Source organism: Roseibium sp. (genome assembly GCF_048261595.1).
Lineage (GTDB): Bacteria > Pseudomonadota > Alphaproteobacteria > Rhizobiales > Stappiaceae > Roseibium.
On record NZ_JBLXFW010000007.1, the window covers coordinates 21,894 to 44,670 of the forward strand.

General features: G+C 60.7%; 20 protein-coding genes. 13 read left to right on the forward strand and 7 right to left on the reverse strand.

Annotated features, from left to right (window positions below; all coding sequences use genetic code 11):
• Positions 1 to 224: 224 nt before the first annotated feature.
• The 8 genes from flgB to ACN0SY_RS18495 all read left to right on the forward strand — a co-directional run bounded on the left by flgB (position 225) and on the right by ACN0SY_RS18495 (position 6,717).
• Entirely contained in the window at positions 225 to 629 is a 405-nt protein-coding gene (flgB, locus tag ACN0SY_RS18460) for a flagellar basal body rod protein FlgB (RefSeq protein ID WP_417689782.1), read from the forward strand.
• 42 nt (positions 630 to 671) lie between these two features.
• Positions 672 to 1,082, forward strand: a complete 411-nt coding sequence (gene flgC / locus ACN0SY_RS18465; RefSeq protein ID WP_417689784.1) for a flagellar basal body rod protein FlgC — start codon at positions 672 to 674, stop codon at positions 1,080 to 1,082.
• A gap of 61 nt (positions 1,083 to 1,143) precedes the next feature.
• Entirely contained in the window at positions 1,144 to 1,458 is a 315-nt protein-coding gene (locus ACN0SY_RS18470; RefSeq protein ID WP_417689786.1) for a flagellar hook-basal body complex protein FliE, read from the forward strand.
• 21 nt (positions 1,459 to 1,479) lie between these two features.
• On the forward strand, positions 1,480 to 1,749 hold the full coding sequence (fliQ, locus tag ACN0SY_RS18475; protein ID WP_417689788.1) for a flagellar biosynthesis protein FliQ: 270 nt from the start codon (positions 1,480 to 1,482) through the stop codon (positions 1,747 to 1,749).
• Between the two features lie 16 nt (positions 1,750 to 1,765).
• Positions 1,766 to 2,539 carry a flagellar biosynthetic protein FliR gene (fliR, locus tag ACN0SY_RS18480; RefSeq protein ID WP_417689790.1) on the forward strand — a complete coding sequence of 258 codons (774 nt, stop codon included), beginning with the start codon at positions 1,766 to 1,768 and terminating at the stop codon, positions 2,537 to 2,539.
• A 9-nt stretch (positions 2,540 to 2,548) separates the two neighbouring features.
• Positions 2,549 to 3,628, forward strand: coding sequence for a flagellar biosynthesis protein FlhB (flhB, locus tag ACN0SY_RS18485; RefSeq protein ID WP_417689792.1), 1,080 nt, complete (start codon positions 2,549 to 2,551; stop codon positions 3,626 to 3,628).
• Between the two features lie 96 nt (positions 3,629 to 3,724).
• Positions 3,725 to 6,277 carry a cell cycle histidine kinase CckA gene (gene cckA / locus ACN0SY_RS18490; protein WP_417689794.1) on the forward strand — a complete coding sequence of 851 codons (2,553 nt, stop codon included), beginning with the start codon at positions 3,725 to 3,727 and terminating at the stop codon, positions 6,275 to 6,277.
• Between the two features lie 38 nt (positions 6,278 to 6,315).
• Positions 6,316 to 6,717, forward strand: coding sequence for a cupin domain-containing protein (locus ACN0SY_RS18495; protein WP_417689796.1), 402 nt, complete (start codon positions 6,316 to 6,318; stop codon positions 6,715 to 6,717).
• Between the two features lie 40 nt (positions 6,718 to 6,757).
• Here the strand turns inward: ACN0SY_RS18495 and ACN0SY_RS18500 are convergent, their stop codons facing one another.
• On the reverse strand, positions 6,758 to 7,561 hold the full coding sequence (locus tag ACN0SY_RS18500; protein WP_417689798.1) for a class I SAM-dependent methyltransferase: 804 nt from the start codon (positions 7,559 to 7,561) through the stop codon (positions 6,758 to 6,760).
• A 164-nt stretch (positions 7,562 to 7,725) separates the two neighbouring features.
• Between ACN0SY_RS18500 and ACN0SY_RS18505 the strand changes: the two genes are divergently transcribed.
• The 4 genes from ACN0SY_RS18505 to ACN0SY_RS18520 all read left to right on the forward strand — a co-directional run bounded on the left by ACN0SY_RS18505 (position 7,726) and on the right by ACN0SY_RS18520 (position 14,542).
• Entirely contained in the window at positions 7,726 to 8,826 is a 1,101-nt protein-coding gene (locus ACN0SY_RS18505; protein ID WP_417690056.1) for an ABC transporter substrate-binding protein, read from the forward strand.
• Between the two features lie 10 nt (positions 8,827 to 8,836).
• Positions 8,837 to 9,901: a FecCD family ABC transporter permease gene (locus tag ACN0SY_RS18510; RefSeq protein WP_417689800.1), complete on the forward strand. Its 1,065-nt coding sequence runs from the start codon at positions 8,837 to 8,839 to the stop codon at positions 9,899 to 9,901.
• Positions 9,895 to 10,653 carry an ABC transporter ATP-binding protein gene (locus ACN0SY_RS18515; RefSeq protein ID WP_417689802.1) on the forward strand — a complete coding sequence of 253 codons (759 nt, stop codon included), beginning with the start codon at positions 9,895 to 9,897 and terminating at the stop codon, positions 10,651 to 10,653. Before ACN0SY_RS18510 ends, ACN0SY_RS18515 begins: the two co-directional genes overlap by 7 nt.
• 469 nt (positions 10,654 to 11,122) lie before the next feature.
• Positions 11,123 to 14,542, forward strand: coding sequence for an autotransporter domain-containing protein (locus ACN0SY_RS18520; protein WP_417689804.1), 3,420 nt, complete (start codon positions 11,123 to 11,125; stop codon positions 14,540 to 14,542).
• 6 nt (positions 14,543 to 14,548) lie between these two features.
• Here the strand turns inward: ACN0SY_RS18520 and ACN0SY_RS18525 are convergent, their stop codons facing one another.
• The 6 genes from ACN0SY_RS18525 to ACN0SY_RS18550 all read right to left on the reverse strand — a co-directional run bounded on the left by ACN0SY_RS18525 (position 14,549) and on the right by ACN0SY_RS18550 (position 21,063).
• Complete coding sequence (locus ACN0SY_RS18525) at positions 14,549 to 15,037, reverse strand: hypothetical protein (RefSeq protein WP_417689806.1); 489 nt, start codon at positions 15,035 to 15,037, stop codon at positions 14,549 to 14,551.
• A 190-nt stretch (positions 15,038 to 15,227) separates the two neighbouring features.
• Complete coding sequence (locus ACN0SY_RS18530; RefSeq protein ID WP_417689808.1) at positions 15,228 to 16,676, reverse strand: hypothetical protein; 1,449 nt, start codon at positions 16,674 to 16,676, stop codon at positions 15,228 to 15,230.
• Positions 16,677 to 16,716: 40 nt separating this feature from the next.
• Positions 16,717 to 17,646, reverse strand: coding sequence for a DUF6384 family protein (locus ACN0SY_RS18535; RefSeq protein WP_417689810.1), 930 nt, complete (start codon positions 17,644 to 17,646; stop codon positions 16,717 to 16,719).
• Positions 17,647 to 17,702: 56 nt separating this feature from the next.
• Positions 17,703 to 18,917 carry a cell surface protein gene (locus ACN0SY_RS18540; protein ID WP_417690058.1) on the reverse strand — a complete coding sequence of 405 codons (1,215 nt, stop codon included), beginning with the start codon at positions 18,915 to 18,917 and terminating at the stop codon, positions 17,703 to 17,705.
• Positions 18,918 to 19,106: 189 nt separating this feature from the next.
• Positions 19,107 to 20,093, reverse strand: coding sequence for a pseudouridine-5'-phosphate glycosidase (locus tag ACN0SY_RS18545; protein ID WP_417690060.1), 987 nt, complete (start codon positions 20,091 to 20,093; stop codon positions 19,107 to 19,109).
• A gap of 34 nt (positions 20,094 to 20,127) precedes the next feature.
• Positions 20,128 to 21,063 (reverse strand): PfkB family carbohydrate kinase, encoded by a 936-nt coding sequence (locus tag ACN0SY_RS18550; RefSeq protein ID WP_417689812.1) that lies wholly within the window; start codon positions 21,061 to 21,063, stop codon positions 20,128 to 20,130.
• A 333-nt stretch (positions 21,064 to 21,396) separates the two neighbouring features.
• Here ACN0SY_RS18550 and recA point away from each other — a divergent pair, with 333 nt between their 5' ends.
• A complete protein-coding gene (gene recA / locus ACN0SY_RS18555; RefSeq protein WP_417689814.1) occupies positions 21,397 to 22,473 on the forward strand; it encodes a recombinase RecA in 1,077 nt (358 codons plus the stop codon).
• Positions 22,474 to 22,777 lie beyond the last annotated feature (304 nt).

Consider the following 22,777-nt stretch of genomic DNA (forward strand, 5'->3'; position numbering starts at 1 on the left):
ACTGACCTTCGTGGGACCAGACGAATCCTCAACTGAGGCAAAGTTAACAGAACTGGGCAAATTCTGCCTGCTTCAGGCGAAGGAAATCTTGGAAATTGCATTTTGCAATCGGGTCATCCACCGAATTCGTCAGGCAAAACCTGATAGTCCTTGTGGGGCGTTAACCATTCGTTAACCTTTGGGTCGGCAATGTTTGCCTAGAACGTTAACGAATGGTGAATCGGATGGCGCTGACCAATCTACCCGTCTTTCAGGCCTTGAAGTCAAAAATGCAGTGGCATCAGGTCCGGCAGCGGGTTCTTGCGGAAAATATCGCCAATGCGGATACCCCTCGTTACCAGGCCAAGGAACTGAAAGACTATAAGTTTTCCGATCGCATCGGTCGGTCCAGCGCTGGTGTGCAAACGACGGTGACGAAGAGCGGACACATATCCGGCACGCTTTCTGCAGCTTCGGATGCGAAGGCGGAAAAGAGGGACATGTTCGAAGTCACGCCGAGCGGCAACAACGTGGTGCTTGAAGAGCAGATGATGAAGGTCACGGAGAACCAGATGGATTTCCAGGCGGCCACGTCGATCTACTCGAAGAGCCTCGGCCTGATCCGGACAGCCCTGTCGAAGACTGCCTGAACGAGAAATTGACGGCAGCGGCGACGCGGCAGGAGAAATGAAATGGATCTGATCAAGTCATTGTTCGTATCGGCGACGGGCCTCAAGGCCCAGAACGGCCGCATGCGGGTGATCGCGGAAAACATCGCCAATGCGGACTCCACCGGTCGAACGCCGGGCGAGGACCCGTATCGTCGCAAGATTCCGACCTTCAAGAGCCACTTCGACAAGGAGATCGGTGCGCAGGTCGTGGAATTGGGGCGCCTGGCGGAAGACAAGGCGCCTTTCGAAACGCGGTACGAGCCGGGTCACCCGGCGGCGGATGCCGATGGCTACGTCAAGACACCGAACGTCAATACGCTGATCGAGACGGTCGACATGCGCGAGGCGCAGCGGTCCTACGAAGCCAACCTCAACGTGATCGAGGCAACGCGCCGGATGGTGCAGCGAACGATCGACATTCTGCGGGCCTGACGGGCTCACGGAACACGCTGAAAACTAGTCACAGAACCAGACATCCAGAGGCGACAAGGTCATGTCCACTTATTCGGTTGCGAACAACGCCTATCAGACGGCCGCTCGCCTCGCACGACAGGCATCTACGCCTGACGAGCTTCCGTCCGGGCGAGAAAATGTCGACTTTGGGAAACTGGTCCAGGAATCAGTGGAAAGCGTCGTCGACAAGGGGCGTGACATGGACGCGAAGTCGATCGGCCTTATAGAGGGACGGACGGACGTCGTTGATGTCGTGACGGCGATTGCCGAAACGGAAATGGCTCTGGAAACCATGGTCACAGTTCGTGACCGGGTGATCTCCGCATATGAGGAGATCATGAGAATGCCGATCTGATCCTGGAGGCCGGAGCTTGCGATGACCGGTGGCGAGGTACTCGATATCGCCCGTGAAGGCGTTTGGACCATGATACTCGTGGCCGGTCCGACCATGGTTGTCGGGCTTGTTGTGGGTGTCGTCATCGCCCTGTTCCAGGCTTTGACCCAGATCCAGGAAATGACCCTCGTCTTCGTCCCGAAGATCCTTGCCATCTTCATTACCTTGCTGATCACCATGCCGTTCATGGGCCAGGTTCTGGCATCATTTACCGCGAGAATCGGCGAGCTGATCCTCGCGTCGCCAGCTTGACGGGCCGGAGAGGCGCATGACGCTGCAGCTCAACTTCCTGCCTGAGATTGCTGCGGTCTACATGCTGATGTTTGCACGCCTCGGCACCATGATCATGCTGATGCCGGCGTTGGGTGAAACAGCTGTCCCCATGCGAATTCGCCTGTCGATCGCGCTGCTGCTGACCCTCGTCATGTACCCGATCGGCGTCTCGACCTACCCTGATGAGCTCTTGGCCAACCCGCTGCGCCTTCTGCTTCTCATGGGCGGAGAGTTCGTCCTCGGTTTCGTCATCGGGCTTAGTGCCAAGATGATCACTTTCGCCCTGCAGACCGCAGGCGTGATCATTGCCAGCCAGTCGAGCCTTGCCATGGCGCTCGGAACGGACGTGACCAATTCCGGCCAGCAGGGCGCGCTGGTGTCCAACTACCTTTCGATCCTCGGCGTGACGCTGATTTTCGTGACCGACACCCACTACCTGATCATTGCCGCAATGCATGACAGCTTCACCATGTTCCCGCCGGGCGGCTGGATGCCGGTGTCAGACTTTGCGGAAATGGCGACCCAGACGGTCGCAAACGTCTTTTCCATCGCGGTGCGCATGAGCGCGCCGTTCCTCGTGGTCGGCATCGTGTTCTATTTCGGCCTCGGCTTGCTCAACAAGCTGATGCCCCAGATGCAGATCTTCTTTATTGCCATGCCCGTGAACATCGCGATCGGGCTTGGTCTCCTCCTGGTGCTGATGACGACCATGATGACGTTCTACATGGACCATCTGAGAGAAGCGCTGGGCATGTTCGTGCTGGGCTAGGGGGGCTAGATGGCAGAAGGTTCCGACGATTCGGAGAAAACCGAGGACCCCACACACAAGCGCTTGAAAGATGCGCACGACAAGGGGGACGTTCCCAAATCCCAGGAGGTCAGCACCTGGTTCACGCTTGCCGGTTCGGCATTGTTGATCGCCATTTTCGCGCCGACAATGGCATCCTCTCTGGCCGGGCTCCTCAAGGGGTTCCTGGAGCATGCCCACCAGATACCTGCCGATGGTCTGGCCCTGCGCGCCCTGTGGCGCGATACCGGTCAATCGATCGCCTTGATCGTGGGGCTGCCGCTTCTGGCGCTGGTCCTGATGGCGGTCGCGGGCAACATGGTGCAGCACCAGATGGTCTTCACGACAGAGACCATCAAGCCGAAGCTATCCAAGATCTCTCCCCTGTCCGGGTTCAAGCGCCTGTTCTCCTCCGAAAGCCTCGTCAACTTCGCCAAGGGGCTCGTCAAGATAACGGTCGTCGGTGCCATTATGGTGGCTGTCCTATGGCCGCACCGCGACGAGGCCGATACGATCATCTTCGCCGAAACCGTGGTGCTTCTGGACGAGTCGCGCATGCTCGTTCTGCAGGTGCTGGCGGCGATCCTGTCGGTCATGACCGTTGTTGCAGGCCTCGATTTTCTCTACCAGCGGCACAAGTGGTGGGAAAAGCAGAAGATGTCGCTGCAGGAGGTCAAGGAAGAATACAAGCAGACCGAGGGTGACCCGCACGTCAAGGGCAAAATCCGCCAATTGCGTATGGAGCGTAGCCGCAAGCGCATGATGTCGGCCGTTCCCCAGGCAACCGTGGTGGTTACCAACCCGACCCACTATGCTGTGGCGCTGAAATACGAGGACGGCATGGGGGCGCCCATGTGTCTGGCCAAGGGAACGGATGCCGTTGCGTTGAAGATCAGGGAAGTCGCCAAGGGTCACGACATTCCAATTATCGAGAACCCGCCGCTGGCGCGTGCACTCTATGCGACTGTCGAAATCGACCAGGAAATTCCGGAAGAACACTACAAGGCGGTCGCCGAGGTCATCGGCTTCGTCTTCAAAATGCGCAAACGCTCTGGATGGCGCGCGAATTAGGCGCGAATTGGGCTTGGATTGGTTGAATTTCCGGGCATTGCACAGAATGCTTGGCGTGGACCCGGCGTGTCGATTCGGGTCAGGGAGTTTTGGGGTATGAATGATCTGGACGGCGCAGCTCTTGAGCCGATGATCGACCGGCCGGAAAGGACCGGAAATATCTGGCTGCTGATCGGTCTGGCCTTGGCGCTGGTGGTCGCTGCGGCTGCATTTGCGGTGCTGGGCAAGGACCAGTCTCAGCCGTTCGTCCTCGGCCTCCTCGGCATTCTTGCGGTCGTCGGCGTTTTCTGCCTGTTCGCCGGTGCCATCGGGTTCCTGCGCTTCGGAACCGGACGCGGTGGCAGTCCGATCGCGGCCGCCTTTCTCAATTCTCTCGATGACGGTGCGCTGATCACCGATACCGAGGGACGCCTGGTTTACGCCAACCAGTCCTACGGCGATCTGACCGGTGCGGAAACCGAAGCCGACATTCGTGTCCTTGAGCGCGTTTTCTCCAGCGATCCGGACGCTGCCGATGCGATCTTCCGTCTGTCACAGGCTATGCGCGACGGCCTGAGAGCGCAGGAAGAAATCCGCATGCCGGTACCGCTTGGGCGCTCCGAGGGCGGGGCGCGCTGGTACCGCGTATCGATCCGGCCACTGGTGCTCAAGCGGCAGGACGGCGGCAGCGGAAAACGTCTGGCGGTCTGGCAACTGGCTGATATCACCCGCGACAGGGCCGAGCAGGAAAACTCGTTCCAGGAACTTCAAAGGGTCATCAATTTCCTCGACCACGCCCCTGCCGGTTTCTTCTCCTGCGATGGTGCGGGTCGGATCGTCTATCTGAATGCGACACTTGCAGATTGGCTAGGTTACGACCTTGCCCAGTTCGAAGCCGGAGAACTCGGCCTCGGCGAGATTGTCCAGGGGGACGGAACCGAGCTGATCCGCTCCGTCAAGGGACAGGCCGGCGAGGTCAAGAGCGAGACCTTCGATCTCGATTTCGTGGCAAAGAGTGGCCGCAGTTTCCCGGTTCGGCTGCTCCACCGCGTACCGTTCGGCGAAAGCGGGCATGCAGGCGACAGCCGTACCCTCGTTCTCAACCGTTCGCGCGGAGAAGAAGCGTCGGAAGCGCTGCGAGCGGCGGAAGTGCGCTTTGCCCGCTTCTTCAACAACACGCCGATTGCCATCGCTTCGCTCGATACGGAGGGCCGGGTTCTTCGCACCAACGCACCGTTCCTACGCCTGTTCGGACCGGTCGACCTGTCTGGGGAGCCGCCCAAGCTTGAGGACTTCATCGCCGCCAGCGGACGGGAAGAACTTGGCAGGGCGCTCTCGGCGGCGGCCAACGGCATCGGCGAGATCGCTCCGATCGACATCCCGCTCAACGAGACCGGTCCCGACCCGCGTTCTGCGACCTTCTATGTCTCGGCCGTGCAGGAAGGCGAGGGCGACGGTGAAGCCGCCATCGTCTATGCTCTGGAGACGACGCAGCAGCGTGCGCTCGAGGCCCAGTTCGCCCAGAGCCAGAAGATGCAGGCGATCGGGCAGCTCGCCGGTGGCGTTGCCCATGACTTCAACAACGTGCTGACCGCCATCATCGGTTTCTCCGACCTGTTGCTTGCGAGCCATCGCCCGACCGACCCGTCCTTCCAGGACATCATGAACATCAAGCAGAACGCCAACCGTGCGGCGGGGCTGGTCCGTCAGCTTCTGGCCTTCTCGCGGCGTCAGACCCTGCGCCCGCAGCAGCTGGCGCTGAATGATGTTCTGGCCGATCTGTCGATCCTGCTCGACCGGCTTCTGGGCGAGAAGGTCGAGCTGAAGGTCGTCCATGGCCGCGACCTGTGGCCGGTGATGGCCGATCTCAACCAGCTTGAGCAGGTGATAGTCAACCTGGCGGTCAACGCTGGCGATGCGATGGCCGACGGCGGCAAGCTGACGATTCGCACGGGCAACGTGACCGAGGCCGAGTCGACCCAGTTCGAGAACACCCGCGGGATGCCTCCCGGGGAGTACACGCTGATCGAAGTCACGGATACCGGTCATGGCATGCCGCCGGAGATCATGGAAAAGATCTTCGATCCGTTCTTCTCGACCAAGGAAGTGGGCAAGGGAACCGGTCTCGGCCTGTCGACCGTCTACGGCATCGTCAAGCAGACGGGTGGCTTCATCTTCTGCACCTCGGAAGTGGACGTTGGAACCACGTTCCGTCTGTTCCTGCCGCGCCATATTCCCGCTGTCGTCGACGAGCCGGTCAAGGAAGTGAAAGCCGAACCGGAAAAGGTCGCGGATCTGACCGGGTCTGCTTCCATTCTCCTTGTCGAAGACGAGGAGGCGGTACGGGCCTTCGGTGCACGAGCGCTGGCGTCGCGCGGATACACCGTGCACGAAGCAGGATCAGGCACCGAAGCGCTTGAGGTCATGGAGGAAACGGGCGGGAATATTGACCTTGTCGTCTCCGACGTGGTCATGCCGGAAATGGATGGTCCGACGCTCCTTGTCGAGCTGCGCAAGACCCGCCCTGATCTCAAGATCATCTTTGTTTCCGGCTACGCTGAGGACGCCTTCGAGGAAAACCTTCCGGCCAACGAGAAGTTCTTCTTCCTGCCCAAGCCGTTCACGCTGAAGCAGCTGGCAACGACGGTGAAGGAAGTCCTGAACAGCTAGGACGGCACGTCAAAGGCGGCCTGCCTGCGGAGGAAATGATGAAGATCACGCCTAACGGAACCAACCCGACACGCACAGGTCCGGCCGACTGGTTCACCGGCATGGTGTCCCTGGATACTCCGTTTGCCGCAGGAGAACCGGCGGGATTCAGCGGCGCAGTGGTCAGCTTCACTGCCGGTGCGCGTACCAACTGGCACACCCATCCGAAAGGTCAGTTGATCATCGTGACGAGCGGGCTTGGCTGGGCTCAGAGCGACGGTGGCGAGATTCATGAAATCCGTCCCGGCGACGTGGTCTGGTTCGAACCCGGTGAGCGGCACTGGCATGGTGCGACCGATCGCACCTCGATGGCCCATGTCGCCATCGCCGAAGCCGAAAACGGTTCCGTGGTCGACTGGGCTGAGCCTGTCTCGGACGAGGACTATCTGCGCTCCGTCTGAATGGTTTGTTCCGGCGAGCTGGGGCAGTGCCCCCGACCTCCTAAGTCGCCGGCTTTCTTGCGCAAATTGCGTAGCGGTGCTGTGTCGCCCGTTCCAGTCCTTTCAGCAGGCTGAAGTTGCGGGCCTGCGTGCGATGGATCCGGCGCATGTTGGTGTCGATTGCGATGCCGGTGAAGCCGGCTTGTTCCAGCAGGGCAGCTACATCTTGTGCGCGAGCGCCCTTTGAAAAATAGACCCGGGACACAATGCTCCGGTGGGTTTCCATCATGTTCGCCGGCTTGTGGCCGTCTCCACGGGCGCTTGATCTTGAGGCCATGCCCAGTATGGCCGAAATGCGCGCGATGATCCGGTTGAAAAGACCCGGATTGACGAAGTCTCCATCGATGATGAGAACCTGGCCGCCTGGCTTGAGAATCCGGAACCACTCGTGGAAGGCCGCCAGTGGATCGACGAGGGTCCAGACTAGGTGCCGGCAGGTGACCACATCGTAGCTGTCCGGATTCTCCAGTGTGCGCTCCGCATCTCCCATGACGAATCGGATATCGCGCTTGCGGATTTTGGCCTTTTCGCGTGCCCGCTCGAGCATTGGCTCGGCCCAGTCGAGGCCTGTGACATGGAAGCCGAGATCGTCGAGGAGATGCGAAATCACTCCGGTGCCTGATGCAAGGTCGAGAGCAGTCCGCTGCTTCCCCGAACCGAGATGACGATGAAACAAAGCATGCCAGGCTGCTCTCTCGTCTTCCGAAAAGATCTCGTGACCAGGCTGGCTGTCGAACGTCTCTGCACGCTGACTCCAGTAATCTCTGATCTCGTCTTTCAGGTTAAAATTCGCAAGTGTTTCCATGGGGTTCACGCCGGGCTGACGAGCTGGTTAGAAGGGCTCTAAAAGATATTTCTTGACCAAATAACTCAAGAAATATAGCTCAAATTTAGGAGTCAAATACTCCACTTTTATCAATTCTTCAATTCGGGATGATCGGGATGAAAATCAGGGTTTGGGCAGGAGCCATGCTGTTGGCCGTCGGCTTTTTGCCTGTGGGCGCCAATGCCGCCGAAACCGTGACGGTGACGGATATCACCGGACGCAATGTCGAGGTTCAGGTGCCGGTGGAAAAGGTCATCCTTGGAGAAGGACGCCAGATCTATTTTACCGCGACGCTCGACAGCGAAGACCCGTTCAAGCGCGTCGTCGGTTGGCGCGATGACTTCAAGAAGGCCGACAATGACGGGTATCACCAGTACCTTGAAAGCTTTCCGCAGATGGAAGAGCTGCCGACCTTCGGCGGTATGAAGGACGGTACGTTCGATGTCGAACAGGCTGTTGCGCTCGATCCTGACGTCATCATCCTGAACCTCGACGCCAAGGCGGCGACGGAAGACAGCGGCTACACGGAGAAGCTCGCCAAGGTCGGCATTCCGATCGTCTATGTCGACTTCCGCGAAAAGCCGATGGTCAATACCGAGCCGTCCATGCGTCTGATCGGCAAGCTGTTCGGGAAGGAAGAAAAGGCCGAGGAATTCATCAAGTTCCGCGCCGATGCGATCAAGGCCGTTACAGACAAACTGGCAGCCCAAAGCGATCTGAAGCGTCCGGTCGTCTTCATTGAGCGCGCAGGCGGCTACTCAGATGATTGCTGCATGTCCTTCGGCAACGAGAATTTCGGCAAGATGGTCGAGATTGCCGGTGGGGTGAACATGGCAAGCGAGATCATTCCGGGGACCTTCGGAACGGTCAACCCGGAGCAGATCATTGCTGCCAATCCGGACCAGATCATCGTGACCGGCGCAAACTGGGAGCTTTATGTTCCGGGCGGCAACTGGGTCGGGGTCGGCAGTGGCGCGGATCCTGAAGTGACGGGCCAGAAACTGGCGAAGCTCATGGAGCGTCCGGGCTTCACCGGCGTCAAGGCGGTTGCCGACAAGAACGTTCACGCGATCTGGCACCAGTTCTACAACAGCCCCTACCAGTTCATTGCGGTTCAGCAGATCGCAAAGTGGCTTCATCCGGATCTGTTTGCGGATCTTGATCCGGAGGCGAGCTTCCAGGAGCTGCATAACCGCTTCCTGCCGGTCGACTACCGGCCCGGCTATTTCGTTTCATTGAAATAGGATGATCGAGATGTCCGCAACCGATGCGGTCCAAGGCACAACGGGGCGCGGTCTGTACCGCGCCCTTGCGCTTAGGCGAATCCTCTTGCTTACCGCTCTCCTGGCTGCTTTGGCGTTGTCCTTCGCCGTGGACCTGGCGCTCGGACCGGCCAACTATCCGCTTGCGGACGTGATCTCCGCTCTGCTGTTTCCCGATGCCGCCGAGTTACAGATTCGGGTCGTCATCTGGGATATCCGCATGCCCGTCGCTTTGATGGCGATTTCCGTTGGGGCCTGCCTGTCTCTTGCCGGAGCCCAGATGCAAACAATACTGGCCAACCCTCTGGCGAGCCCGTTTACCCTGGGCATTTCGGCAGCCGCAGGTTTCGGAGCGGCTCTTGGCCTTGTCCTCGGGGTCGCCATCATTCCGGCCGCCGTTCACTACATGATCCCGCTCAATGCGTTTGTCATGGCGATGGCTGCGTCCCTGTTCATCTATTTCTTCTCGACCTTCCGGGGCGTGACGGTTCAGACAATCGTTCTGCTCGGCATTGCGCTGGTCTTCACTTTCAACGCCCTTCTGTCGCTGATGGAGTACCTTGCGTCGGAACAGGCGCTTGCTGCTGTTGTCTTCTGGACGATGGGATCACTGACCAAGGCGACCTGGGGAAAGGTCTACGCGACCTTTGCCGTCCTGATTGTTTGCATCCCGTTCTTCGTGCGGAACTCCTGGGCTCTGACGGCGCTGCGTCTTGGCGACGTCAAGGCTCAGAGTTTCGGGGTGAATATCCGTTCCTTGCGCCTGAAGACGCTGATTGGCGTGAGTTTTCTTGCTGCCATACCGGTCTCGTTCGTCGGTACCATCGGGTTCGTCGGACTGGTCGGGCCGCATGTCGCCCGGATGCTGGTCGGTGAGGACCAACGCTTCTTCCTTCCGGCGGCTATCCTGTGTGGAGCGCTGATGCTGTCGGCCACCTCCGTCGTATCGAAGATCCTGCTGCCTGGCGCGGTCCTGCCCATCGGGGTCATCACCGCCCTCGTCGGCGTGCCGTTCTTCTTTGCTCTCATCTTCGCCGACCGGAGAAACTCATGGTAGCAATTACGCTGAATGATCTCGGCGCCCGCTATGGAGCAGGCCTGACCGTGGAGGGGGTCTCGACACCACTCCTGAAGGGCGGTGAACTGACCGCAGTCATCGGGCCCAATGCTGCCGGCAAGTCGACACTGTTCAAGCGTGTCGCCGGTCTTCTCAAGGGCCCGGGGACGGTGGTTCTCGAAGAGGCGCAGGTTCCGGCGGCAGACGCCATCCGTTACATGCCTCAGGATACCAACGCCAACGCGGTCCTGACGGTCTATGAATCCGTGCTTCTCGCAGCAAAGCAGGGCGGCGGATGGCGGGTGCAGAACCACGAACTTCAGGAAATCGACCGGCTGCTGCAGGCCCTGCAGATCTCAGATCTTGCATTCCGCAACCTCGGGGAATTGTCGGGAGGCCAGCGTCAGCTCGTTTCGATTGCCCAGGCGCTCGTGCGCGATCCGGAAGTTCTGCTGATGGACGAGCCGACTTCCGCGCTGGATCTCTATCGCCAAGTCGAAGTGCTGACGTTCATGCAGGATCTCGCACGGCAGAAGGGAATGCTGGTTCTGATCGCCCTGCACGATCTCAATCATGCCTTGCGATACTGCGCCAACACGATCGTGATTGCGGGCGGCCGCCTGGCGGCGGCGGGGCGCTCCGGTGACGTCATCACGCCCGAGCTCATGCGCGAAATCTACAAGGTTGAAGCCAGGATCGAAGCCTGTTCTCGCGGTGAGCGGCACATCATCATCGACCGATCAGCCGCTTGAGCGATCTGTTCCAATGACGCCCGGATCTCTCCGGGCGTTCCGCTATTTCGTCAATTGTGGCTGGTTCAGGAAACCGGCAGGCCGGGGTTGCCGGGCAGCACGAAGCGCTGTTCCAGAGCCATGCGCGCGGTGTTGATCAGTGCGGCGTCCTGAGACGCCAGCGTGCGACATTGGGCGCCGGTGGATATCTGATTCGCTGCCCGACGGGTTGAGCCTGGTCCCTTTAGGTCTCCTGCGTGCTTTCCGGAGCGTGGGAATTGTCTCTTATGCCCTGCCAAGGCCTCGATTTCCTGAGGTATTTCCCGCTCGCCGGAAATAACTGCAACATGCACTTGCAAAAAGCTCGCTGAATCTAAAGAATTTGCGCTTCCTGGCTTATGTAGTTGTTTCCTCTTGATTATTTCCGTCTTTTTGAAAGTTTCGCAACGTCATGTAGGGGGCTGCCGAAAATTCGGTTGCGGGAGCATCGATGAGTGCGAAGTCTTTTTTCCGTGCCGGCCTGCTGTCCGGAACTGCTCTGGTTGGAGCAGCTGCGCTGGTCCCGGCATTCTCTCTTGCCGACGAGATCATTGACGGGACCAACGAAACCGTAATTGGAACCGGCGGCGGCACGAAAGGCGCCAGTTGGACTGTCAGTGGCGGGCTGTATGTCGGCGACACGGCCACGTCCACGCTGACGATTTCCCAAGGCGGGGTGGTTACCAGCGATAGCGGCATTATTGGAAATATCTCGGGGTCGGACGGTACGGTCCGTATCAACGGTGGCCCGTCCATGTGGTCGAACGGTAGCGGGATCACCGTCGGCAACCACGGCACAGGCACACTCATTCTTGAAAACGGTGCCACCACTACAATTTCCGACTTCAATGTCGGGGCGATGTCAGGCTCGTCAGGCACGGTTACGGTAGATGGCACAGGGTCGAGATTGACCGCGACCAACAGCTTCCGGATGGGGCAGGGGGGGAGAGCCTCCGTGACCGTGGAGAACGGTGGCAGTCTGAGAAGCCGTTTCGACACGAAAATCGGCTATTCGTCCGGCGTACCAGCATCAACGCTCACCGTGACCGGAAGCGGATCCTCCTGGCGGGCATATGACGATACGTCCATAGGCTACTCAGGATCCGGAAAGTTCATTCTCTCCGATGGAGCCGCTGCCTACTTCCAGAACTATTTGCGAATCGGCGAGAACGCATTCTCCAACGGGACAGCTCTCGTGACTGGCGCCGGGTCTTCGCTTTCGGCTGGGCCGTACGACATGTATGTCGGGAATTCGGGAACGGGAAGCCTGACCATTGCAGATGGCGGGTCGGTTGACGTGTCCTCGGGTACGGGCACCTTGTATGTCGGCCGTGCCATCGGTTCGACCGGCACCCTGAATATCGGGGCGGATGCGTCCAAGAGCGCCGCGGCGTCCGGATCCTTGAGTGCAGCCAGCATTGCCTTCGGTCAAGGCACAACGGCCCTCGTGTTCAACCATACGAACAGCGACTATACGTTCAGTCAGAACATGAGCATCGACACGTCCGGAGACTTGACCATCCGGAACGTGTCCGGAACCACGTCGCTTACGGGTACAGCCGATTTTTCCGGCGGCAACTCCGCCAAGATGATTGCAGACGGGGGCGCGCTGAAGCTCACTGACGGCGGCACCTTCTCGGTCAATCAGGTCTTTGTGGGTGACGGGGCAGGAAGTGATGGCGTGCTCGAGGTCTCGGGAAGCACGTCGTCCCTGACGGTTGGTGGCGACATGACCGTCGGCCGGAATGCGGACGGGTCGATTACCGTTTCAAACGGCGGCAAGGTGGATAGTACCAACTCGCAAATCGGCCGATACGCTGGTTCGACCGGCACAGCCCTGGTAACCGGCAGCGGGTCCCGATGGATAGACGAATACGACCTGGTCGTCGGGGAAAGCGGGACGGGCACCCTGACCCTCGCCGATGGCGCATCGCTGGACATAGGAGATGACGTCTTCATCGGGCAAAATGCCGGCAGCACGGGAACGCTCAACGTTGGAGCCGGAGTGGGGCAGGCGGCAGCGGCCGCAGGGACAATCGGTGCCGACAGCATCAAGTTCGGAGCGGGTTCCGGTACGTTGGTGTTCAACCATACCAATTCCGCCTACGATTTCGACCGCAAGGTTTCAGGCTCGGGAACAATCGCACTTCACGCCGGGACGACGAAACTCAGTGGTGATTATTCGTCGTTCACCGGCACAGCGGAGATGCGGGGCGGCACACTGGACCTCACCTCCAGCTATACCGGTGCAATTGATATCTACAGCGGCGTCCTTTCCGTCAACGGATCTGCCAATAACGCGATCTCCGTCAAGAGCGGCGGAACGCTGGGCGGATCCGGGACGGTGTCCAATGTAACACTGGCCTCAGGGAGCAAGATTGCGCCGGGTAATTCCATCGGCACGTTGAACGTTTCCGGGAACCTTGGCCTCGTCTCCGGCTCTGTCTATCAGGTCGAGGTGGACAAGAATGGCAACGCCGACCGGATCGCAGCCACCGGGTCCATCACCATCGACAGCGGCGCAAGTCTTTCCGTGGTTGCGGAGAACGGCACCGATGACGGCAAGACCTATGGCGACAGGACCGACTATACGATCCTGACGGCAGGTACGCTGACCGGTACATTTGGAACGGTAACGGACAACTTCGCCTATCTGGATGCCTCGGTCGCCTACACGGGAACGCAGGCGACGTTGAAGCTGGAACGCAACGACGTCAATTTTTCGACGCTTGCGAAGACCGTGAACCAGAAGGGGGCAGCCAGCGCGGTCACCAGCCTTGGTTCGGGCAATGCGCTCTACAATGCCGTTCGCAGTCTGCCGGCGGGTGAACCGGAGCAGGCCTTCAACGCGCTCTCGGGGGAGAGCCATTCGACCATGCAGGGCGCCTTCATGCAGGGAGCCGGGATAAACCGCTCGACCGTCAACCAGCGCCTGATGAATGTAATGGGCGGCGCTGGCAGTGGCGGCGGCGGGGGACAGGTTGCTGTCGCGTTCCATGGCGACGGGGAAGTGCCTCTGCTGGAGCAGATCGGCGCGCAGATGTGGGGCCGCGCCTATGGCGGCTGGGCCGAAACGGCAGCTACGTCCAACACCAAGGGTGTTACGAGCTATGGCGGCGGCTTCCTGGTAGGATTCGACGCGGAGATCGTACCGGATTGGCGCATCGGCGTAATGGCTGGCTATTCCCGAAGCCAGTTCGATTCCCCGTCCAACAGTTCCGGTGGATCGGCCGACGGCTACCATCTGGGCGCTTACGCCGGCACGAGCTGGGATCTGTCCGGAGGTGCTCTCGGCCTCCGTGTCGGGACAAGCTACACGCTGCATTCTCTCGATACCGCGCGCACCGTGGCCTTCACCGGCTTCTCGGACCGCGTGACTGCCAATTACAACGCCTCCACGTCTCAGGCCTTTGCGGAACTTGGCTTTGCTGTCGGCATCTCATCGGCTGTCATGGAACCGTTTGCCGGGATTGCGCTGGTAAACCAGCACACCGATGGATTTACCGAAACCGGCGGGGCTTCGGCACTGACGTCGCAGAGCACCGACAACCTTCTCGGAGTTACAACGGTCGGGGTGCGCGCACAAACAATCCTCGGCGAAGTCCACGGCGTCACTGCATCGCTTGTCGGCTCGCTGGCGTGGCGGCATGCGCTGGGCGATGTGAACCCGAGTTCGACCATGCGCTTTGCCTCTGGCGGGGATGCGTTCTCGGTCGCAGGTGCGCCGATCGATCAGAACACGGCGTCCTTCGAGGCGGGGCTGTCCCTGCAAAAGGACAGCGCATTCGACATGGAAGTGACCTATCTGGGAGAGATCGGTGAGACCTCCCAGGACCATTCAGGCCGCCTTGGCTTCCGCTACCGGTTCTAAAGCCGATCAGGATACCGGCGGGCAGGGGCTCCCCTGCTCGGCGCGGGACTTCAGGCCGCGCAGGCTTTCCATCGTATTGGCATTGCCAGGGAGTACGAAGCTCTGTTCCAGGGCCGTGCGCGCGTTGTTGATCACCGCCACGTCCTGAACCGCCAGCGTGCGGCACTGGTCACCGGTGAAGCGCACACGGATGCGGATAACCCGGTTGCCATTGTCGGACGGGCCAAACTCTGCATCGAGTGCCGGATTGGCATCGGTCATCGTACGTTCCATCACGACCATGTTCGCTTCATCCTGAACGACCGGAGTGCCCTTTTCCATGGCGCTGGCAACCAGTGCGGCACGAACGGCAATCGGGCTCGCAGCAATCGCCACGCTTTGTGCGCCGCTCGGCACGTCGAGTGTCGGCTGCTGGGGCAAGTCGCTCCGGCGCGTTGTTGAACCCTGACAGGCGGCCAGGGTCAGGAGAAGGGCGATGGCGATCAGCTTTTGCATGACGGTCCTTGAATGTCGCGGTTAACGGACAATCTGTTCTGGCGGTCGTGGGTTGTTCGAGCATCCCATGCAACCATTGCCTAGGTTAACACTTTGTAATCGATCGGGCATTGCCGAAGTAACGTCTCTGCCGGCAGGGCGGTTCCGCGCATGCGGGCAACAAATGCGGGCCAGGCTGGCCTTACGCGCCCTAGAACGTGTCGCCGGTCTTGAAGCCGCCGCCGCCGAAACCGCCTCCGGAGCGGAAACCGCCGCCTCCGGACGAGGACGAGCCACCTCCGAAACCGCCGCCAAAGCCGCCGCCCATCGATCTGGGAAGGCCCCGGCCTTTCGGGAAGGCCACGCGGCCACCCTTTGGCTTGCGCCGCTTGTGCGAGCGCTGCGCACGTGCCCAATAGTCCGCGCCGGAAATCGCGCCCTTGACCAGCTCGCCGAGCAGAATTGTCGTCAGGGACGTATCGGAGAAGGTGGAATCCCACGTGTCATAACCGCTGCGGCGGAAGTTCTGGCTGACCGAGGTCAGTTCGGCGCGGCGTCGGGAGATATCACGCAGCAGCTCCCGATCCTGCCTGATTTCCCGCTCAAGATCCTCGCCGCGCTCGATCAGGTCCTCGATACGGCGCACGATCTTTTCGTCTTCGGGTGACGGGGTGTCGAGCGCTTCGCGCCACAGATCCTTGAGATCGTCAGCCTTGAGCGAGACCGAGAGTTGTTCCTCGGCCTTGACGAAGCCTTCATCTTCGCCGCGAGAGAAGTCCTGCAGAGCTTCGGCCAGCGTATCGGTCGAGCGTTCCAGTGCCTCGATCTCGCGATCCGTTTCGGCGATGTCCTGCCCAAGTGCGTCGATGCGCCCGGCAATGTCCTCGCCTGCGGTTTCTGACAGGGCGTCACGGCTCATCTGTGCAAGGCGGGCTTCTTCCTGCGCAGCAATTTCCGCACAACGTTCCGCATGCCGCGCCATGCGCTCCGGAATGCCGGTCAGCATGGCGTAGTTGGCTCTGGCATCGTGATACCGGATCAGTCCGGCGACCCACTGATCAAGGGACCGGATGATGCCGCGGGTCGTGTAGTCGGGTGTCCCGAAACCGCGCTCCCAAAGGTACATGAAAAGCCGGTCGGACTCGTAGGCCTTGCCCTTCTCTTCCCGGTCGGCGAGGGACGTCCGGGCCTTGCCGTCTGCAGCCTCGGCGGTGCTCGCTGCCCGCTCTGCGCGCTCGCGCTGGGCCTGATAGTCCGTATTCTTTTCCAGCCGTCCGTCTACCTCTTCCATGAGGTCGTCCATGCGGCTCGCGGCAGCCTCCTCCTCCTCGGCCAGGGCTTCTCGCTTTTTCTTCAGGTCGGCGTAGGAGGTTTCCTTCTCGCGAAGCTGGTCCGACAGTGTCTTGTAGTCGCGCGCGCGCTTTTCCATGAGGCGGCGCGCCTCGCGCGCTGCCTCGTCGAGCCGCGTGTCCAGGGTTTCCGCGGAATGATTGTCGAGACGGAACCGCGCGAGCTCCTTGTAGGCTTCGCTCTGCCGTGTCTGGATATCGGTCAGGGAACGGGTTGCCCGGTCGATCTGACCGCTCAGCTCCGTCTCCTCGCGCCGCAAGTCGCCAAGGGCCTGCTCGATACTCGAGAGGGTCTGACGTCCGCTCAGCATGACAAACCTGCCTTGTCAGCGTTTTCCGGGAAAAGGGCGGCTACCATTTCGTGATTGCTCCCGTCTCCACGCCTGAAATCCAGTCGATGTCGGTTTCCCCACGCTTCTTCGTTCCCAGCCGGGTCTGCTGAACGATTCCGTCGTCTTCCTTGTCGCGCCGGACGCGGTCGAAGACGGCCTTGCTGACACGTTGGGCCCAGATGGTCACCAATTCCGACTTGCCATCTTCTTCGGAGACAACAGGAAGGGGCACTGCCTTGCCGTCGGCATCGATTCCCTCAACGACGAGATAGTAGTTCTTGGCGTTCCGGTTTGCGTCAGGGATGCGGGTTACGCCGGTGGGCGTACCCGGCCGGGACACGATCTGAACGTCGTAGCTCTGCGCCAATGTGGCCGCGAGAGCCTGGAGGTCACTCGCCGCCTTGCGCGCTGCTTCCGCCTTGCCATCTGCAGCGGCGCTCAGGCCGTCTGCTCGCAAGGTATCGGCTCTTGTCTGGAGGGCCTGGTTGTCCGTCAGGCCCTTGACCCGGTCGCTTAGCTCGGCGAGCCGCGCGGGCAGGTCCTGGGTGAGCTCGATCCTGAGCGCTTCGGCGGCCCGCTCACGCGGTGCGACCACAAGGAACTGCCATCCGGCAATCCCGATGATTGCCGCCACGAGAAGTCCGGCCAGCCACTTCGACCAGGAGCCGCGGGTGACATAGAGAAGGGCGAGGGATCTTGAAAACCCGGACGCGGGCGGCGCATAGACGAAGCGATCCTGTTTCAGGCCCTCGACGCCGGCTTGCAGGATGTGATCAGGGACGTCGATGCCCTGTGCGGCATAGAGGTCCTTCAGGCGCTTGATCATGCCCTCGTCACGGGTGTCCGCGCTGAGTTCCTTTTGCACAAGCACTTCGTCGTGGCGGAGAGTATCCACCACGTCCATGGCCATCATCAGGTCGTCGAGCGGGGCTTCAGCCTTTTCCGCCATAAAGCTCAGTCTCCGCTGGCAGCCGCGCATCCGCAATGCAGCGCGGCTGCTTGTCTTCAGCTACGAAGCGCGTTGCCTTCGGCCGCGAGCTTGGCAAGGCGGCGCTTGCCGTCTTCCACCGCGGTCCGGATCTCTTCAGAGTTCTTGGTCGACATGTCGCGCATCTCGTTGATGATCTCACGCGACTGGACCTGGAAGTTGACGACCGAGTCCACAAGCTTCTTGACCGAAGCTGCGGCAACGGTCGGTCCATAGCCCGCTTCCAGAGCCTTCTTCTGAACCGCGTCGCCGATTTCGGCGAGGGTTTCCAGGCTCTTGTTGACGCCTTCCTTCATGGCATTGAGCGTTTCGGTGCTCTCATGCAGGCCCTGCAGGCCGGTGAAGGAGGCATTGAGTGCGGTCAGTACGGATTCGTTTGTCGAGAAGAAACTGACCGACTGGGCATAGACCCGTTCCTTGGCATTGGTCGTCTGCATCAGGCGCGCCATGATGACTTCCGACGTGTTGTAGCCGATTGTCAGGTTGTCGGAGAGATCCTTGGCGACCTGGTAGCGCTTTTCCTCGTCCTGCATCTCGCGAAGCTTCTCGTCACGGGCAAGTTCGAGGCGGGCCTTGGCTGCCGGATCGTCGCCCGCATAGCCTGCGACGTCGGTCGAGGCTGCTTCGAGGGCTGCCTTGGCGCCGTTCAGCTTGTCCGTTGCGACATTCAGCACCTCCAGTGCATGGACTTCAGCCTGTTTCAGGGCGCCGCGGAAATCGCGGTAGGCTTCCAGGATCGTCTGTTCGCGCTCGATCTGGTCTTTCGTTGCCCGGGCGACTTCCTTGTAGGTGCCGCGAATGTCGTCGAAGCGGTCGGAAATCGTGCCGCGGCGCAGGTCGCGCCACTTGTTCGACAGGGTCTCGGTGAAGGAGATCTTGCCATCGGCCAGCTGATCAACCAGGGCCTTGGCGTCGTCGCGAATGGTGTTGAACGCGTCGGTGATTTCCTCGTAGCGCTGGCCGATATCCATCTGCTGGACCTGCGAACGCACGACCTCGTTGAACTGGGAGGCCTGACCGAGGGTCCGGGTGATGATCAGGATCTTGTCCGGCGACAGGTCGGAAATCTGCTCCAGGAGCGCGTTGATCGGTGCATCGGTTTCCGTTTCCGGAGCAATGCCGATCTCGCGCAGCTTGCCCAGGGCCCGGTCAAGATACTGCAAGGGGCTGATCCCGGTCGGCGCGGCTGGCGCGACGGCCCCGGCGGTTTCCTGTGATGTCCCATCCACCATCGACATGTCTCCCGATTCTTCCTTCGTAGCGGCAGTCCTTGACGCCGGACGTTCATCCCGCAGCGCATCATCTAGTTCAGGGTGCCGCCATGGAGTCAACGGCTTATCCGCCCGGCGAGCAGCGAGGGACAGAAAAGCACAGGCGTTGTGACCCGCCTGCGACACCTTCCGTTACCGGATCGCCGTGGCCTATGCGGCCGCGGCGACCGCGATCCTCGCGGCAAGGCGTGCATTGTTGCGCACAAGCGCGATGTTGGTGACGAGCGAGCGCCCGCCGGTAAGTTTCAGGATATCGCCCAGGACGAAGGGGGTGACATCCTTGCCCTTGACGCCCTGCTTGACCGCATTTGCAATGGACGTATCGATATAGCCGGCCATTTCCGCCTGCGGGATCTCATTCTCGGCGGGCACCGGGTTGGCGATCAAAACACCGCCGTGATCGCCGAAGGCTGCACGGGTGACAAGGAGCCTGGCGATTTCGCCGGTATCGTCGAGACGGTACGGTGCCTTGATGCCGCTTTCCCGTGACCAGAAGGCCGGCAGCTCGTCTGTGCCATGGGCAATGACCGGAACGCCGCGGGTTTCCAACACTTCCAGGGTCTTCGGAATGTCGAGCAGGGCCTTGGCGCCGGCGCAAACGACCAAAACGGGGGTGCGGCCGAGTTCATCCAGATCGGCCGAAACGTCAAAGGTTTCCTCGGCGCCCTTGTGAACGCCGCCAATGCCGCCGGTGGCGAAGACCTTGATGCCTGCGGCATGGGCCGCCATCATCGTCGCAGCAACCGTCGTCGAGCCGGGCCGTCCGCTGGAGACGGCAAAGGCCAGATCGGCTCGCGAGCATTTCATCACATTGTCGGCCTTCGCCAGCCTGTCCAGATCGTCGTCGTCCAGGCCGATGCGGATCTTGCCGTCGAGCACGGCGATGGTCGCCGGGATCGCGCCTTCGCCCCTGATGTCCGCTTCAACCAGGCGAGCCGTCTCGACATTGTCGGGAAAGGGCATGCCATGGGTGATGATGGTGGATTCCAGCGCAACGACCGGCTTGCCATCGGCAAGGGCTGCGCGGACTTCTTCGGTCGGGAGGATGAAATCGGTGTGGGTCACAGGTGGCCTTTCAGATCGGGAAGGGGAGGCAGGCGGACCGGGGCAAACCAGAAATAGTGGGCCGGGGCGCATGGGAAAAGAGGAAGGAGGCATAATGCCAGGGAGATCAGGGTGAGATTGAATCCCAGCACAAGGTGTCGGCCACGGCGCCGGGACTTCCAAGGGTCAGCCGCGCGGCCTGGAGGCCTGCGCCGACGCTGGATCTCAGGTCGTGGCCATGCGCCAGGGCGCAGAGGGTGCCGGCAATCAGGGCGTCGCCGGCACCGGTCACGTCTATTATGTCTGCGCTGGGCGGCTGGAGCGCGCAGTTCAGCTCGTCTGATCGGATATGCACCGGGTTCGCACCATCGGTGACGACAACAGCGCTGACGCCGTTCGCATGGAGCTTCGAAGCAAGCTCCGCCGGAGGGGTATCCTCTCCAGCGCCTGCAATGGAAGCCGCTTCCGCGCGGTTCAGGATGAGCAGCGAAATCTTCGGAAGTATGGCCGAGAGGCGCTGCGCCTTGGCGATGGAGACCGCGTCGGCGACGAGTTGTCCGGCCGGGGCCTGGTCGGCGATCGCCGTCAGGACCTCGCCGGGCAGGTTGGCATCCACGAACCAGAGCGCATTGCGGTCGGCCTTCCCCACGGCCTCGTTGAAGAAGGCCGGGTCTGCCGTGGTCAGGACCAGGTCGTTGATGCAGGCGGCGGCGAGGCTGCCGTCGGGATCGTGAAGGGCAAGATACTGGCCCGTCGAGAAGCCCTCGCGCGCAAGCAGGTTGGTCGTGATGCCTTCGTCCCGCAGCAGATCGCGCACCACGCGGCCGGCCGGATCGTTGCCGATAACGCCGTTCAGTCCGGTCGTGATTCCAAGCCTTACAAGCGCCCGCGCAACGTTGGTGGCGACGCCGCCGGGCTTTTGGGAAAGCTCGGCCGGAGTGGACGTTTCGCGCCGGATCACGCGTCCCGCATGGGCAATCGTATCCCAGTGAACTGCACCGAATGCCGTGACTGCACGGGGCGATGCAAGCAAATCCTGATCAATTTGGCCTGAAACGGTCATGCTGTCCTTGCCGAACCGATATTCATGGAGAGGGAGAGGCGGTTCGCCAGAACGAGCGCCGAAGGAGCGTGCCTATCAGCCCGCGCTGCGCCGGGCAAGCTGAGTGCCCGATACAAGCGCATCCGGGCGGCGAGTGATTCTGGGTATAACTTTTCGAGGCGAGAAAATAACGCTACGTCATATTTGTCGTGGGCAAGTGAGAACATATTTCGAACATGTTGAAAATAAACGTTAAAAAACAATGCTGCAGAGGATCTTGTCAAATGAGAACAAAAAAGGTACAAATGCGCAGTTTGAAATGGCGGGTCCATCGTGGAATAAGGAGCGCAAGCCATGTCGCAAAGTTCACTTCGTCTCGTAGAAAGCAGCCAGATGGATAAGACCAAGGCGCTCGACGCAGCGCTGTCGCAAATCGAACGGGCCTTCGGTAAGGGCTCCATCATGAAAATGGGCCAGGGTCAGGCCGTGGAGGTCCAGTCGGTTTCCACCGGGTCGCTCGGGCTCGATATCGCCCTTGGCATCGGCGGCCTTCCGCGTGGCCGCATCGTCGAGGTCTACGGTCCGGAATCCTCGGGCAAGACGACCCTTGCGCTTCACACGGTTGCGGAAGCCCAGAAGAAGGGCGGCATTTGCGCCTTTGTCGATGCGGAACATGCGCTCGACCCGATCTATGCCCGCAAGCTCGGCGTCAACATTGATGATCTCCTGATCTCCCAGCCGGATGCAGGTGAGCAGGCGCTTGAGATTGCCGACACGCTGGTGCGGTCCGGCGCGATCGACGTTCTGGTGATCGACTCGGTCGCCGCCCTGACGCCGAAGGCCGAGCTGGAAGGTGAAATGGGCGACAGCCTGCCAGGCATGCAGGCACGTCTGATGAGCCAGGCGCTGCGCAAACTGACCGCCTCGATCTCCAAGTCGAACTGCATGGTGATCTTCATCAACCAGATTCGCATGAAGATCGGCGTGATGTTCGGTTCTCCCGAGACCACCACGGGCGGTAATGCTCTCAAGTTCTATGCGTCCGTGCGCCTCGATATCCGCCGTATCGGTGCGATCAAGGACCGTGACGAGGTCGTCGGCAACCAGACCCGCGTCAAGGTGGTGAAGAACAAGCTCGCTCCTCCGTTCCGTCAGGTCGAATTCGACATCATTTACGGCGAAGGGGTCTCCAAGATGGGCGAGCTCATCGACCTTGGCGTCAAGGGTGGCATCGTGGAGAAGTCCGGCGCGTGGTTCTCCTACAACAGCCAACGCCTCGGACAGGGCCGCGAAAACTCAAAGCAGTTCCTGCGGGAAAACCCGGAAATCGCTGATGAGATCGAACTGGCCATCCGCCAGAACGCCGGCCTCATCGCCGACAAGATCATCGATCCTGACGGCAGCGAGGACGAGGGCGACATGGACGCCTGATCGTCCTGCACTCTGCCTCTGTCCGGGCATTTGTGCCCGGTCACTTCGGATTTTGACCCCTTTGAACCAAGCTGGTTACGACCCCTTCGCCTTGTCTGAGGCGAGGGGGTTTTGCATTTCGGCAGCGCTTTTGCGACGTCGCTTTTGACTTGCCCGCATGCGTCGCGCGCTGCCGGTGCCGACATCCCTTGAAAACCGGCGTTTCTTCGCCTTTGCCGTTCTGGACACGTTCAATCGGGCCGGATAAAAGGCTGGTTCGACCGGGACGGGAGACAGTCTCAGTTCCGGCCCCAAGATTGACCGC

Coding starts and splice junctions, on each gene's coding strand:
- flgB (WP_417689782.1), top strand. CDS start 225: ATGGCGCTGACCAATCTACCCGTCTTTCAGGCCTTGAAGTCAAAAATG.
- flgC (WP_417689784.1), top strand. CDS start 672: ATGGATCTGATCAAGTCATTGTTCGTATCGGCGACGGGCCTCAAGGCC.
- ACN0SY_RS18470 (WP_417689786.1), top strand. CDS start 1,144: ATGTCCACTTATTCGGTTGCGAACAACGCCTATCAGACGGCCGCTCGC.
- fliQ (WP_417689788.1), top strand. CDS start 1,480: ATGACCGGTGGCGAGGTACTCGATATCGCCCGTGAAGGCGTTTGGACC.
- fliR (WP_417689790.1), top strand. CDS start 1,766: ATGACGCTGCAGCTCAACTTCCTGCCTGAGATTGCTGCGGTCTACATG.
- flhB (WP_417689792.1), top strand. CDS start 2,549: ATGGCAGAAGGTTCCGACGATTCGGAGAAAACCGAGGACCCCACACAC.
- cckA (WP_417689794.1), top strand. CDS start 3,725: ATGAATGATCTGGACGGCGCAGCTCTTGAGCCGATGATCGACCGGCCG.
- ACN0SY_RS18495 (WP_417689796.1), top strand. CDS start 6,316: ATGAAGATCACGCCTAACGGAACCAACCCGACACGCACAGGTCCGGCC.
- ACN0SY_RS18500 (WP_417689798.1), bottom strand. CDS start 7,561: ATGGAAACACTTGCGAATTTTAACCTGAAAGACGAGATCAGAGATTAC.
- ACN0SY_RS18505 (WP_417690056.1), top strand. CDS start 7,726: ATGCTGTTGGCCGTCGGCTTTTTGCCTGTGGGCGCCAATGCCGCCGAA.
- ACN0SY_RS18510 (WP_417689800.1), top strand. CDS start 8,837: ATGTCCGCAACCGATGCGGTCCAAGGCACAACGGGGCGCGGTCTGTAC.
- ACN0SY_RS18515 (WP_417689802.1), top strand. CDS start 9,895: ATGGTAGCAATTACGCTGAATGATCTCGGCGCCCGCTATGGAGCAGGC.
- ACN0SY_RS18520 (WP_417689804.1), top strand. CDS start 11,123: ATGAGTGCGAAGTCTTTTTTCCGTGCCGGCCTGCTGTCCGGAACTGCT.
- ACN0SY_RS18525 (WP_417689806.1), bottom strand. CDS start 15,037: ATGCAAAAGCTGATCGCCATCGCCCTTCTCCTGACCCTGGCCGCCTGT.
- ACN0SY_RS18530 (WP_417689808.1), bottom strand. CDS start 16,676: ATGCTGAGCGGACGTCAGACCCTCTCGAGTATCGAGCAGGCCCTTGGC.
- ACN0SY_RS18535 (WP_417689810.1), bottom strand. CDS start 17,646: ATGGCGGAAAAGGCTGAAGCCCCGCTCGACGACCTGATGATGGCCATG.
- ACN0SY_RS18540 (WP_417690058.1), bottom strand. CDS start 18,917: ATGGTGGATGGGACATCACAGGAAACCGCCGGGGCCGTCGCGCCAGCC.
- ACN0SY_RS18545 (WP_417690060.1), bottom strand. CDS start 20,093: ATGCGCCCCGGCCCACTATTTCTGGTTTGCCCCGGTCCGCCTGCCTCC.
- ACN0SY_RS18550 (WP_417689812.1), bottom strand. CDS start 21,063: ATGACCGTTTCAGGCCAAATTGATCAGGATTTGCTTGCATCGCCCCGT.
- recA (WP_417689814.1), top strand. CDS start 21,397: ATGTCGCAAAGTTCACTTCGTCTCGTAGAAAGCAGCCAGATGGATAAG.